We start from the raw sequence: 12,656 nt of genomic DNA, 5'->3' as shown, positions 1-12,656 counted from the left end.
CGGTGCGGACGCGGCCCCCCGGCACCCGGCGCGGACCGCGCGCGGCTGGGCGCTGGCCACCTACTTCGGGTTCCAGGCGCTGCCGGGGTTCGTGGCCGTCGGGTGGTTCGCGCAGTTCTACCGCGAGGCCGGCGCCGCACCCCGCACCGCCGGCTACCTCGTCGCGCTCATCATCGCGCTGTCCGTCCCCGTCTCGGCGCTGGCGCCCGCGGTGGCGGCGCGGCTGCGCTCGCAGCGGCCCCTCATCGCGCTGCTCGCCGCCTGCTACGCCGCCGCGTACGCGGGGATGCTCACCGCGCCGCTGGCCGGGGCGTGGCTGTGGGCGTTCCTGGCCGGCGCGGCGACCGCCACGTTCCCGCTGTCGCTGGCCCTCATCGCGATGCGCTCGGCGACGCCCGCGGAGACCGCCTCGCTGTCGGGGTTCGTGCAGGCCGTCGGCTACCTCATCGCCGGCGCCGGGCCGCTGCTGGTGGGCTGGTTGCACTCCCCCGGGAACTGGACCGGGCCGTTCGCGGTGCTGTTCGCCTCCTGCGCGGTGCAGCTCGTGACGGGCTGGGTCGTCGGCCGGCCGGTGCGCTGAGGTCAGCCGCGCAGCTGCGCCACCCGCTGCCGCGCGCCGTCCTGCAGCAGGCCGGAGTCGGTGGCGGCGGCGAGGAAGCGGAACCCCAGCTCCCGGAAGCGGCGGGCGCGTGCCGCGGTCGCGGCGAACGCCCCCGGCACGACGCCGTGCGCCGCGCAGGCCCGGGCGATGGTGGGCAGCGGGTCGTCCTCGCCGTCGGCGGCGAGCAGGTCGTCGACGGTCGTGCCCAGTTCCAGCGACAGGTCGAAGGGGCCGACGAAGACGACGTCGACGCCCTCGGTCGCGGCGATCGCGTCGACGTCGGCGAGCCCGGCGCGGGTCTCCACCATCACCGCGCACAGCACGTCGGCGTCGGCCTGCTCGGGGGTGGGTGCGGGCAGGGCGGCGTCGAGGGCGTGCGGGCCCCAGCTGCGGTTCCCGCGCGGGGCGTAGCGGCAGGCGCGGGCTGCGGCGCGGGCCTGCTCCGCGGAGCTCACCATCGGCACGACGACGCCCGCGGCCCCCGCGTCGAGGGCGCGGCCGATGTCCTGGGCGTCGTTGCGCGGCGGGCGGACCAGCACGGGCGCGTCGCCGGGGCGGGTGCCGCGCAGGCAGTCGCGCACCGAGCGGTCGTCGTGCTCGCCGTGCTGCATGTCGAGCAGCACCCAGTCCAGGCCGGTGCGGGCCAGGGAGGCCGCCGCGGCGGGGCTGGCGAGGTCGGACCAGCCGCCGAGGAGGACGTCGGTGGCGGTCCGGGCGAGGAGCGGGTGCGGCACCCCGGGATGGTCGCACCGAGCCCCCCACCGCGGAAAGGACGCTCTCCGCGGTGCGGCGGGCCTCTCACCGCGCGGAGAGGACCCTATCCGCGGTGACCGCGGGGTGCTGGGCGGGCAGGGCGAGCCCGGCGAGGCGCTCGCGCGCGCCGGACTGCACGAGGCCGCAGTCGGTGGCGGCGGCGATGAACCGGAACCCCAGGTCGCGCAGCCGCGCCGAGCGCTCCGCCGTCACCCCGAACGCCCCGGCCACGACCCCGGCCTCGGCGCAGGCGCGCAGCACCGCGGGCAGCGGGTCCTCCGGGCCGTCCGCGGCGAGCAGGTCCTCCACGTCCAGCTCCAGGGACAGCGACAGGTCGAAGGGGCCGACGAAGACGACGTCGACGCCCTCGACGGCGGCGATGGCCTCGACGTTCCGCAGGCCCTCGCGGGTCTCGACCATCACCGCGCACAGCACGTTCGCGTCGGCCTCGGCGGGGGTGGGGAACCGCAGGCCGCAGTGGATGGCGTGCGGACCCCAGCTGCGGGTGCCGGCCGGGCCGTAGCGGCAGGCGCGGACGGCGGCCCGGGCCTGCTCGACGGTGCTCACCATGGGCACGACGACGCCCGCGGCGCCGGCGTCGAGGTATCGGGTGATCTCGTGGGGGTCGCAGGTGGCGGGGCGCACCAGCACGGGCGCTGCGCCGCGGCTGGTGGCGAGGCACTCGCGCACGGAGCGGTCGTCGTGCTCGCCGTGCTGGGTGTCGAGCAGCACCCAGTCGAAGCCGGCGCGGGCCATGGACCCGACGGCGGCGGCGTTGGCGAGCATGGACCAGCCGCCGTAGAGGGGGCGGTCGGCGGGCGGGGGCAGCAGGGGGTGGGGCACGGTCACCGTCCTCGGGGCCGGGGCGGAACGTGGTGCGGCGATGGTGTCGTACGGCGGTGCGTGCCCGGAAGGGTGCGAAACGTGAGGATCGTCTCCCGCCGGACGGGTTGCGCACGGCGATGGGAGCGCTCTCACAAACTGCGGCTCACGCGGTCCCGTCACGCGGTTCGAGGACGACCACGGGCGTCTCCGTCGAGCGCCGGGCGGCGAACGCGTCGAGGTCCGGGTCCAGCGCGACCCAGCGCTGCCACAGCCGGTCGCGCTCCTGCCCGGTGCAGCGGCGCGCCCGGACCGGGCGCGGGCCCCGGCCCTTCAGCCGGACGACGGCGTCCGGGCGGGCCTCGAGGTTGAGCCACCACGCCGGGTGTCCCTGTCCCAGCCGTTCATCGCGAGCGTGACGAGATCGGGGCCGTCCTCGAGGTAGCCGAGGATGACGCTGCGCTCCTGCCCGGACCGGCGCCCGACGGTGGTGAGGCGCAGCGCACCCCAGCCGCGCTTGTTCGAGGGGGTCCACAGGAACCGGCCGCCGCTGAGCCGGTGCAGCGCGCGGTGGACGCGCCAGGCCGTGTGCACGAACCACGGCGGCGGGACCTTCGGCGGTCGGTCCGTCGCGCTGCTCATGGCTCCCCCTCCGCGGGGCAGCCTGGCACGGTCGGCAGCAGCTGAACAGGGCCTGTAGCTGCGGCTGGCAGGATGCCGCGGTGCGCGACCTCGACACCCTCCCCAAGGCGGAACTCCACCTGCACGTCGAAGGCACCCTGGAGCCGGAACTCGCCTTCGACCTCGCCGCCCGCAACGGGGTCGAGCTCCCCTTCGCCGACGTCCGGGAACTGCGCGCCGCCTACGACTTCCGCGACCTGCAGTCCTTCCTCGACCTGTACTACGCGACGATGGCCGTGCTGCGCACCGCGCGGGACTTCACCGACCTCACCCTCGCCTACCTGGAGCGCTCCGTCCCGCAGGGCCTGCGGCACGTCGAGCTGTTCTTCGACCCGCAGGCGCACACCGGCCGCGGCGTCGCGTTCGAGGACGTCGTCGACGGCATCGGCGAGGGCCTGCGCCTGGGCCGGGAACGCTGGGGCGTCACCGGCGGGCTCATCATGTGCTTCCTGCGCGACCAGCCCGTCGAGGACGCGGCGCGCACCCTGCAGGCCGCCGCCACCCGCCGCGGCAGCCTCCTCGGCGTCGGGCTGGACTCCGCGGAGGTCGGCCACCCGCCCGCGCTGTTCGCCGACGTGTTCGCCGCCGCCCGCGCCCAGGGCCTGCACGTCGTCGCCCACGCCGGGGAGGAGGCGCCGCCGGCCTACGTGCGCGAGGCGCTCGACGTGCTCGGGGTGGAGCGCGTCGACCACGGCGTGCAGGCGGTGCACGACGCGGACCTGCTGCGCCGCCTCGCCGCCGAACAGGTGCCGCTGACGGTGTGCCCGCTGTCCAACGTGCGGCTGCGGGTGGTGGACCGGCTCGAGGAGCACCCGCTGCACCGGCTGCTGGCCGCGGGGGTGCGGGTGACGGTGAACTCCGACGACCCGGCGTACTTCGGCGGCTACGTCGGGGACTGCTACCGGGCGCTGCGGGAGGCGGTCGGGTTGAGCGACGCGCAGGCGGCGCAGCTGGCGCGCAACGCGGTGCTCGGCTCGTTCGCGGACCAGGCGCGCAAGGCGGAACTGCTGGCCGAGGTGGAGGCGTGGGTGGCGGGGTAGGGGTTCTGGGTGGACCGTGTCGCGCCACTACCCCGGCAGGTCCCAGTACGCCCGCGGGTCCCGCGAGGACCGTCCGTTCCACCGGACGACCCCCCGCTCCCGCATCTGCGCGAGCTTCCTGATCGCGGTCGGCCTCGTGCAGCCCATCACCTCGGTGAGGTCGCGCGTCCCCAGCCGACCGGCCTCGCGCAGCGCTGCGACGACCAGGCGGGTCTCCTCCGGTAGCTGCTCGTCGGTGTGCCGGCCACCGACGTCGGCGGACAGCGTCAGCCGGACGCTTCCCTCGGTCTGCTGGTAGAGGGGCGGCTGCAGGCCTGCGAGGCGCATCTCGTCGAACATCCGGCGGATCCCCTCGCCGAACTCCTGCCCGAAGTCCAGGTCCGCGCAGACCCGGGCGATGCGGGGGTTGCGCGCGAAGCGGTGCACGGACAGCGGGTCCCGCACGTCGGACAACCCCGGAAAGCGTCCGGGACTCTCGATCTCGATGCGGTCGTCGAACACGTCGATGTGCACGTGGTCGCTCTGCAGGCTGTAGGAGCGGTGCACGACGGCGTTCACGACGCCCTCCAACCAGGCGTCCTCGGGGACGGCGGGCACGTCCTCGAAGCGCCCACCACGGCCCAGCGCCCGCCGACGCGGTTGCACCTGCCGGACGTGCTCGAAGACCTCGGCCAGGAGCTGCGGCAGAGATCCCTCGAAACGCCGGTCCGAGGACACCTGCTGACGTGCTCCCGCCCCGCGCTCGCGACCGGCGAAGCGCGTGAGGCGGACGTGGGCGTTCGGCAGGTCGCTGCCGGGGTGCCGGCCGAAGAGCAGGAGACCGGCGATGGTGAGGCGGCCCTCCCGCGCCAGCCCGCGTGCTGCGAGCAGGCCCGGCCAGTGCGGGTGCCCGACGTGGGCGGCGTAGCCCTCCGCGGCGTGGTGGTCGACCGCGCCGGCGTCATCGAGGGCGGTCGAGGTGAGCTCGGACTCGAACCCGGCCTGCCGCCGGTCGAAGAACAACTCACGCCGCTGCACGTAGGTGAGGCGGCGGGTCTCGTCCCCGAGCCGGAGGTACACGTCGTCGCGCGTGGTGGCGTGCACCTCGTCGCCGGGGTTGACGTCCACGACGAGGAGGTGGTCGTCGCGACCGTCGTCGGCGCGGCAGGGCAGCAGGCGGGTGTGGACGCGGGCGGGCGGCTGGACGTGCTGCACGTGGACCTGCTGCAGCTCGTTGCGGTGCCGGGGGTCCGCGTCCGTGCCCTCCACCCGGCCGTCGTGGATCCCGATGACGATCGTGCCACCCTCGGCGTTGGCGAAGGCGACGATCGCCTGGCCGAGCTTCGCCGGGCTGGTGCGGGCGCTCTTGCGCTCGAACCACTGGTCCTCGGGCAACGCGCTCAGGGCGCGACCGACGTCGTCCGGGGATGCCGCCAGTGCGCGGTCGACGTCGAGTCGCTCCATGCATTTACTCTAACATTTTAAGAGCAAGTGTATGTCGGACGTCTTCAGGCGAAGACGTCCAGCGCCACCGTCGCGGCCGTGCGAGGCTTGCTCCAGTGAGCGGCACCTTCACCACCGGCATGCGCACCATGGCTCGCGGCGCCCGGGAGGAGCCACGGCTGTTCGCCACCGCCATCGCCGGCTCCGCGGTCTACGGCGTCGGCACCGCCGCCGGCGGCTGGCTCGTGGGGCGGGTCACCGACCGCGTCGTCGTCCCCGCCGTCACCGGTAGCGCCCCGGTCAGCACCGCCGACGTCTGGCTGGCCGGCGCCGCCCTGCTGGCCGTCACCGTCGTCACCGCCGCCGGCGTCCTCGTGCGGCGCGTCTGGGCGGGCGCGGTCGCCTTCGCGCTGCAGGCCCGCTACCGCCGCGCCCTGGCCCGCCGCTACCTGGAGCTGCCGCTGGCCTGGCACCACGCCCACCCCGCCGGGCGGCTGCTGGCGACGGCCGGCTCCGACGTCGAGGCCACCTGGCAGACGATGCTCGTGCTGCCGTTCGCGCTCGGCGTCGTCGCCCTCATCGCCGTGGCGGGCGTGGCGATGGCCGCGGCCGACCCGGTGCTGGCCGCCGTCGCCTTGGTCGTGCTGCCGGCGCTGGTGGCCGCCAACGTCGTCTACCAGCGGCGGATGTCCCCGCGGGTGACGCGCGTGCAGCAGCTGCGCGGGGAGGTCTCCGCGACGGCGCACGAGAGCTTCGAGGGCGCGCTGGTGGTGAAGACCCTCGGCCTGGCCGACGAGGAGGTCGAGCGGTTCGCCCGCGACGCCGACCGGCTGCGGGCGGCGAACGTGGCGGCCGGGCGCACCCGCGGCGGGTTCGAGCCCGTCATCGACGCCCTGCCCGCCCTCGGCACCCTGGCGGTGCTGGTGGTCGGCGCGGTCCGCGCCGCCGAGGGGGCCGTCGGCGTCGGCGACCTCGTGCAGATCGCCTACCTGCTGGGGCTGCTCGGCTTCCCGGTGCGCTCCTTCGGGTGGGTGCTCTCGGAGCTGCCGCGCACCGTGGCCGGCGACGCCCGGGTGCAGGCGGTGCTGCGCGAGGGCGCGACGACGCCGTGGGGCGGGCGCGACCTGCCGAGGGGTTCCGGGCCGCTGGCCGTGGCGGTGGACGGGCTGGGGTACCGCCACCCCGCACCGGCCGTGGACCCGCTGGCCGCGCAGCGCGGGGAGGTGCCGGCCCCCCACCGCCAGCACCGGCCGGTGCTGGCGGACGTCACCCTCGACGTCGCCGCCGGCTCCACCGTCGCCGTCGTCGGCGGCACCGGCTCCGGCAAGTCGACGCTCGCCGGGTTGCTGGTGCGCCTGGTCGACCCCACGAGCGGGGCGGTGCTGCTCGACGGGGTGGACGTGCGCGAGCTCGCCGAGGGCCGCGTCGCCGGTGCCGCGGCGCTCGTGCCGCAGTCGACGTTCGTGTTCGACGACACCGTCCGCGGCAACATCACCCTCGGCCTGGACGCCGACGACGTGCCCCCCGAGCGGCGGGTGGGCGACGACGACGTCTGGGCGGCGCTGCGGCTGGCGCGCGCCGACGGGTTCGTCGCGGCCCTGCCGAACGGGCTCGACGAGCTCGTCGGCGAGCGCGGTTCCACCCTGTCCGGCGGGCAGCGGCAACGCCTGGCGCTGGCCCGGGCGCTGGTGCGCAGGCCGCGGCTGCTCGTCCTGGACGACGCCACCAGCGCGCTGGACCCGGCCGTGGAGCGGGCCGTGCTCGACGGGCTGGCGAGTTCCGGCTCCGGCACGACCGTCGTGGTGGTGGCGTACCGGCCGGCGACGATCGCGCTGGCCGACGAGGTGGTGCACCTGGAGAAGGGGCGGGTCGTGGACCGAGGGCCGGCCGAGGAGGTCGCCGCCCGCGACCCCGGCTACCGCGACCTCGTCACCGCCTACGCGCGGGCGGCGCGCGACCGCGCCGCCGAGGCCGCGCAGCACGGGACGGGGATGGCGTGAGCGCGACCACCGCTCCCCGGCCGCGCAGCGGGGTGCTGCGCCGCGCGCGCGAGCTCACCCCGGAGTTCGCCGAGGGCCTCGGCCTCACCCTGGCCATCGCGGCGGCCACCACCGTCGGCAAGCTCGTCGTGCCCGTCGCGGTGCAGCAGACCGTCGACACCGGCGTGCTCGCCCCGGGCGGCCCGGACGCCGGTCGGGCCGCGGTGCTGTGCGCCGTCGCCGCCGCCGTCGTGCTGCTCACCACGGTGACCGCGTGGGTGGTGAACTCCCGGTTGTTCCGCGCCACCGAGGCCGGGCTGGCGAGCCTGCGGGTGCGCGCGTTCCGCCACGTGCACGACCTCGCGGTGCTCACCCAGAGCGGGGAGCGGCGCGGCGCGCTGGTCAGCCGTGTCACCAGCGACGTCGACACCATCTCCACGTTCCTGCAGACCGGCATGCTGGTGCTGGTCCTGTCGCTGGCGCAGGTGGTGCTGGCGACGGGCCTGATGTTCCTCTACTCCTGGCAGCTGGCGCTGGTGGTGATCGGCTGCTTCGTGCCGCTGGTGCTGGCCCGCCGCAGGCTGCAGCGGCCGGTGGCGCAGGCCTACGCCGCGGTGCGGGTGCGGATGGGCGAGATGCTCTCGGCGATCTCCGAGACCGTCGTCGGCGCCGACGTCATCCGCGCGCACGCCGCCGCCGCGCGCTCCCGGCGCACCGTCGACGCCGCCGTCGAGGCCCACCGCAAGCAGGCCCTCACCGCGCAGATCGCCACCGCGGCGACGTTCTCCACGGGGGTGCTCGTCTCCGGCCTGGTGGTGGCGCTGGTCATCGTGGTCGGCACGCTGCTCGGCGTCGACGGCGACATCACCCTCGGGCGGTTGCTGGCGTTCCTGTTCCTGGCGCAGCTGTGGGTCGGGCCGGTGCAGGCCGCCACCGAGGTGCTCAACGAGCTGCAGAACGCCCTCGCCGGCTGGCGGCGGGTCGTGGAGCTCATCGACACCCCCGTCGTGGTGCCGGACCCGGAACCGGCACGGGTGCGCGAGCTGCCGCCCGGGCCGGTGGACGTGCGGGTGGAGGACGTCGCCTACACGTACCCGGGGACGGAGAGGGTGGTGCTGTCCGGGGTGACGCTGCACCTGCCCGCGGGCTCGCGCACCGCCGTCGTCGGGGAGACCGGGTCGGGCAAGACCACCCTGGCGCGGCTGATCACCCGGCTCGTCGACCCCGCGCGGGGACGGGTGCTGCTGTCCGGGGTCGACGCGCGCGACCTGCCCGGCCGCCAGCTGCACCGCCGCGTCGTGGCGGTGCCGCAGGAGGGGTTCCTGTTCGACGCGACCGTCGGGGAGAACGTGCGCCGCGGGCGGCCGGGTGCCTCCGCCGCCGACGCCCGGGCGGCGTTCGCCGAGCTGGGCCTCGGCGACTGGCTGGACGGGCTGCCCGACGGGCTGGACACCCCCGTCGGCCAGCGCGGGGAGCGGCTGTCCGCCGGGGAGCGCCAGCTCGTGGCCCTCGCGCGGGCGCACCTGGCCGACCCGGACCTGCTGGTGCTCGACGAGGCGACGTCCTCGGTGGACCCGGCCACCGAGGTGCGGCTGCAGCGGGCGCTGGAGGGGGTGCTCAGCGGACGCACGTCGGTGGCGATCGCGCACCGGCTGTCCACGGCGGAGGCCGCCGACACCGTGGTGGTGGTGGACGCCGGGCGGGTCGTGGAGGTCGGGCCGGCCGCGGAGCTGGCCCGCGCCGGGGGCGCGTACGCGCGGCTGCACGCGGCGTGGACGGCGCAGCACGGCTGAGGGAGCTGCGGTTCGATCAGGGGGAGGGCACCGCTCAAGGCCCGCCCCGTAGCGGCCGACACCACGGGGGACCGGTCCAGCCGCGGGCCGTCCCGCTGCTCCCGCAGCGCCTGCACGGAGGGCCCCGCCATGTCGACCGCGCCCACGCGCCTGATCGCCGGTCCGGCCGCAGCCCGGCACGCCGTGCACGTGGCCGGCCGCCCCGACGGGCCCGTGGTCCTGCTCGTGCACGGCTTCGGCTCCGACCAGCACGCGTGGCGGCGGATGCTGCCCGCGCTCGGCGCCGACCACCGCGTCGTGCTGCTCGACCAGGCCGGCGCCGGGGGTTTCGACGCGAGCACGTACGACCGGGAGCGGTACCGCACCCTCGACGGCTACGCGGCGGACCTGGTGACCGTGTGCGAGGAGCTCGACCTGCGCGACGTGGTCGTCGTCGGGCACAGCGTCAGCTCCGTCATCGCCGCCCGGGCGGCCGCGCGGGCACCGGAGCGCTTCCGCCGGATCGTGATGCTGGCCCCCTCGGCCCGCTACCTCGACGACCGGGCCAGCGGCTACGACGGCGGGTTCTCCGCCGAGGACGTCGAGGAGCTGCTGGCATCCCTGGACCACAACTACCTGGCGTGGACGGCGGCCACCGCGCCGATGATCATGGGGAACGCCGACCGCCCGGAGCTGGGCGAGGAGTTCACCGAGTCCATGCGCCGGTTGCACCCCGGCACCGCCCGCGATTTCGCCCGGGCGACGTTCCTGTCCGACTCCCGCGAGGTCCTCACCCGCGTCAGCACGCCCGCCCTCGTGCTGCAGTGCCGCGACGACGCCCTCGCCCCGGACACGGCCGTCTGCGAGGTCGTGGCGCGCCTGCCGCACGCCACGCTGGTGCCGCTGCGGGCCACCGGGCACTGTCCCCACGTCAGCGCGCCCGAGGAGACGGCGGCCGTGATCCTCGCGCACCTGTCCGCGCGGCCGTGACGGTGCTCCCCCGCACCGACGCCCCGGCGCCCGCGGACACCGACGCGTTCGAGGCGCTGTTCCGGCACGCCCCCTGCGGGTACCTCACCGCCGGCGACGACGGGCGCATCACCCGCGTCAACGACACGTTCCTCGCCTGGGCGGGGTACCGGCGCGAGGACCTGCTGGGCACGGCGTTCGGCCGGCTGCTGCCGGTCGGGGACCGCATCCTGTGGTCCACCCACAGCGCCCCGCAGCTCCTCAGCACCGGTGGTGTCAGCGAGGTCGTCGTCGAGGTGGTCGGCGCCGACCGCACCCGGCGGCCGGCGCTCGTCAGCGCCACCCGCGTCCCGGCCCGCGGCGGCGCCGACGCCGAGCTGCGGATCATCGTGTTCGCCGCCCCCGAGCGGCGCGCCCACGAGCGCGAGCTGATCGCCGCGCTGCACCGCCTGGAGGAGTCCGAGGACCGCCGCAGCGCCGCCGCCGAGGAGGCCCGCCGCCGCGCGCTGCTGGACGCCCTCACCGGCCTGCCGAACCGCGCCGGTGCCGTCGCCCGGCTCACCGGCGCCCTGGAGGTCCCCGGTGGTCCCGTGGCCGTCCTCGTCGTGGACCTGGACCACTTCCACGCCGTCAACGAGAGCCTCGGCCGCGCCGCCGGCGACGAGCTGCTGCTCGCCGTCGCCCGGCGGCTCGGCGACGCCACCCGCGACGGCGCCGTCGTGGCGCGGCTGTCCGCCGACGAGTTCGCCGTCGTCGACCGCTGCGACGGCACCGACGCCGCGCGCTCCCTCGCCGAGCGCCTGCTGGACGTCCTCGCCGAGCCCGTCGTGGTCGCCGGGCTGGAACTGGTGACCTCCGCCAGCATCGGCGTCGCCGTCGCGGACCCCGGGGCCGCGTCCGCCGAGCGGGTGCTGCACGACGCCGACGTGGCGGTGCAGCGCGCCAAGGCCCGCGGCCGCCAGCGCGTCGAGGTCCACGACCCCACCCGCACCGACGCCGGCGTCGACCGGCTGCGGCTGCTCGGCGAGCTGCGCCGCGGCATCGCCGCCGGTGAGCTGCGCCTGCACCACCAGCCGCTGGTGCGCCTCGCCGACGGCGGCCTGTGCGGCGTGGAGGCGCTGGTGCGCTGGCAGCACCCCGTGCGCGGGCTGCTGCCCCCGTCGGAGTTCATCGAGCTCGCCGAGCGGTCCGGCCTGGTGCGCGAACTCGGGGCGTGGGTGCTGGAGGCCGCCGTCGAGCAGGCCGCCGCCTGGGCGCGCGATGCAGAGATGCCGGACGTGGAGGTTTCCGTGAACCTCTCCGCCCGCCAGCTCACCGACCCCGCGCTCGTCGGCACCGTCACCGCCGCGCTGGCCCGCCACGGCCTCGATCCGCGCCTGCTCGTCCTGGAGGTCACCGAGACCGCCCTGGTCAACGACCCCGACGTCGCCGCCGCCGCGCTCGCCGCGTTGAAGGGGCTCGGGATCGGCATCGCCGTCGACGACTTCGGCACCGGCTACGCCAGCCTCACCTACCTGCAGCAGTTCCCCGTCGACGAGCTGAAGATCGACCGCTCCTTCGTCAGCGGCCTGGGCACCAGCGACGGCGACTCCGCGATCGTCACCACCTGCGTGCAGCTCGCCCACGCCGTCGGGGTGCGCGCCGTCGCCGAGGGCGTGGAGACCCAGGCGCAGCGGGACGCGCTGCGGGACATGGGGTGCGACGTGGGGCAGGGGTACCTGTTCTCCCGGCCGGTGGACGCGGACGCGCTGCGGGAGTGGGTGGTGGGGCGCAGGGCGTGAGGACGGGCGCTAGGCACCAGCACCCGTCCGGGGCTCCACCAGCGGCGCCCACGGCCGGTCCTCGCGCTTGGCCCGGAAGTAGTCCCCGCCCTTGCGCACCGGGTCGTCGGTGCCCCAGTCGCGGTCCTTCCCCGCGCGCCGCAGCAGCGGGACGTGCTTGCCGCAGTGGATGTACGCCTCGTCCACCTGCACCAGCACGAACAGCTCCGGCGCCCGCCCCCGGCCGGGACCCGGAGCGGACCCGGGAGCGGCGAGGAGCGCCGGCGGCGCCCCCTCTAGGTCGCGCACCTGATCGGCCCGGCACACGGCGGCCCGCCCGTTGACGTGCAACCCGATCGTCGCCTCGAAGAAGTCCACGAAGAGCAGACCCACGTGGCCGTTCTCCACGACGTTGCCCAGGCTCGCCATCACCCCGTTGCCGCGGTACTCCGGGTAGACCAGCGACCGGGGACCGAGGACGGTGACGAACCCCGCCGGTCCCGCCCGGAACGAGCAGTCGGCCTCCCCGTGCCGGTCGGCGGTCGCGACGAACACCATGTCCATGCGCGCGACGAACCGGCGCATCTCCTCGTCGAGGTGGTCCAAGACCTGGTGGTCGTAGAAGGCGGCGGCACGGCGCTCCGTGCCGAGATTGCGCTGCAGGAGGTGCTCACCCGCACAGCCGGGCAGCGGCGCAGGGCGTGGCCGGTCGGGTGAGGACGACATGGCGCGCTCCTCTCCCGCTCGACGGTCCGCACCAGGTGGAGGGTGGATCGAGGGCCCCGGATACCCCCGGGCGGGGATCGGCCGGGGGGCAGCGGGTCCTTGAACGTGGCCGTGGTGGTGCCTAGCGTCGG

At 76.1% G+C, this 12,656-nt stretch carries 12 protein-coding genes; 6 read left to right on the top strand and 6 right to left on the bottom strand.

Going from position 1 to position 12,656, the window contains the following annotated elements; translation table 11 throughout:
* A partial coding sequence (locus ABEB16_RS01020; protein ID WP_486335968.1) for an MFS transporter occupies window positions 1-580 on the top strand: 580 nt, incomplete at its 5' end.
* Between the two features lie 2 nt (window positions 581-582).
* Here ABEB16_RS01020 and ABEB16_RS01015 read toward each other — a convergent pair.
* From ABEB16_RS01015 to ABEB16_RS01000, 4 genes are all read right to left on the bottom strand, one after another.
* Complete coding sequence (locus ABEB16_RS01015) at window positions 583-1,335, bottom strand: HpcH/HpaI aldolase family protein (RefSeq protein WP_345710417.1); 753 nt, start codon at window positions 1,333-1,335, stop codon at window positions 583-585.
* Window positions 1,336-1,399: 64 nt separating this feature from the next.
* Window positions 1,400-2,197, bottom strand: a complete 798-nt coding sequence (locus ABEB16_RS01010) for an HpcH/HpaI aldolase family protein (RefSeq protein ID WP_345710416.1) — start codon at window positions 2,195-2,197, stop codon at window positions 1,400-1,402.
* A gap of 145 nt (window positions 2,198-2,342) precedes the next feature.
* Window positions 2,343-2,513 (bottom strand): nitroreductase/quinone reductase family protein, encoded by a 171-nt coding sequence (locus ABEB16_RS01005; protein ID WP_345710420.1) that lies wholly within the window; start codon window positions 2,511-2,513, stop codon window positions 2,343-2,345.
* The gene (locus tag ABEB16_RS01000) at window positions 2,510-2,818 is read right to left on the bottom strand and encodes a PNPOx family protein (protein WP_345710421.1); all 309 of its coding nucleotides are present in this window, start codon (window positions 2,816-2,818) and stop codon (window positions 2,510-2,512) included. The genes ABEB16_RS01005 and ABEB16_RS01000 overlap by 4 nt, the downstream gene beginning before the upstream one ends.
* Before the next feature lie 80 nt (window positions 2,819-2,898).
* Here ABEB16_RS01000 and ABEB16_RS00995 point away from each other — a divergent pair, with 80 nt between their 5' ends.
* Entirely contained in the window at window positions 2,899-3,897 is a 999-nt protein-coding gene (locus ABEB16_RS00995) for an adenosine deaminase (RefSeq protein WP_345710415.1), read from the top strand.
* Window positions 3,898-3,924: 27 nt separating this feature from the next.
* Here the strand turns inward: ABEB16_RS00995 and ABEB16_RS00990 are convergent, their stop codons facing one another.
* Window positions 3,925-5,340, bottom strand: coding sequence for an ATP-binding protein (locus ABEB16_RS00990; protein ID WP_345710414.1), 1,416 nt, complete (start codon window positions 5,338-5,340; stop codon window positions 3,925-3,927).
* A 95-nt stretch (window positions 5,341-5,435) separates the two neighbouring features.
* On the opposite strand from ABEB16_RS00990, the gene ABEB16_RS00985 reads away from it, so the two are divergent.
* The 4 genes from ABEB16_RS00985 (at window position 5,436) to ABEB16_RS00970 (ending at window position 11,820) form a co-directional block, all read left to right on the top strand.
* Window positions 5,436-7,319: an ABC transporter ATP-binding protein gene (locus ABEB16_RS00985; protein WP_345710413.1), complete on the top strand. Its 1,884-nt coding sequence runs from the start codon at window positions 5,436-5,438 to the stop codon at window positions 7,317-7,319.
* Window positions 7,316-9,091 (top strand): ABC transporter ATP-binding protein, encoded by a 1,776-nt coding sequence (locus ABEB16_RS00980; RefSeq protein WP_345710412.1) that lies wholly within the window; start codon window positions 7,316-7,318, stop codon window positions 9,089-9,091. The genes ABEB16_RS00985 and ABEB16_RS00980 overlap by 4 nt, the downstream gene beginning before the upstream one ends.
* Before the next feature lie 129 nt (window positions 9,092-9,220).
* The gene (locus tag ABEB16_RS00975) at window positions 9,221-10,060 is read left to right on the top strand and encodes an alpha/beta fold hydrolase (RefSeq protein ID WP_345710411.1); all 840 of its coding nucleotides are present in this window, start codon (window positions 9,221-9,223) and stop codon (window positions 10,058-10,060) included.
* On the top strand, window positions 10,057-11,820 hold the full coding sequence (locus ABEB16_RS00970) for a putative bifunctional diguanylate cyclase/phosphodiesterase (RefSeq protein WP_345710410.1): 1,764 nt from the start codon (window positions 10,057-10,059) through the stop codon (window positions 11,818-11,820). The genes ABEB16_RS00975 and ABEB16_RS00970 overlap by 4 nt, the downstream gene beginning before the upstream one ends.
* Window positions 11,821-11,829: 9 nt before the next feature.
* Here the strand turns inward: ABEB16_RS00970 and ABEB16_RS00965 are convergent, their stop codons facing one another.
* Window positions 11,830-12,525, bottom strand: coding sequence for a pyridoxamine 5'-phosphate oxidase family protein (locus ABEB16_RS00965; protein ID WP_345710409.1), 696 nt, complete (start codon window positions 12,523-12,525; stop codon window positions 11,830-11,832).
* Between the last annotated feature and the right edge of the window lie 131 nt (window positions 12,526-12,656).

Source organism: Kineococcus glutinatus (assembly GCF_039542765.1).
In the GTDB taxonomy this organism is placed as follows: domain Bacteria; phylum Actinomycetota; class Actinomycetes; order Actinomycetales; family Kineococcaceae; genus Kineococcus_A; species Kineococcus_A glutinatus.
Note: the sequence above shows the minus strand (reverse complement) of the source record. Positions and strands in the feature narration are given on the sequence as shown.

Excerpts from the sequence above, each read along its gene's own strand:
- ABEB16_RS01000 (WP_345710421.1), bottom strand. The coding sequence starts at position 2,818 with ATGAGCAGCGCGACGGACCGACCGCCGAAGGTCCCGCCGCCGTGGTTC.
- ABEB16_RS00990 (WP_345710414.1), bottom strand. The coding sequence starts at position 5,340 with ATGGAGCGACTCGACGTCGACCGCGCACTGGCGGCATCCCCGGACGAC.
- ABEB16_RS00975 (WP_345710411.1), top strand. The coding sequence starts at position 9,221 with ATGTCGACCGCGCCCACGCGCCTGATCGCCGGTCCGGCCGCAGCCCGG.
- ABEB16_RS00965 (WP_345710409.1), bottom strand. The coding sequence starts at position 12,525 with ATGTCGTCCTCACCCGACCGGCCACGCCCTGCGCCGCTGCCCGGCTGT.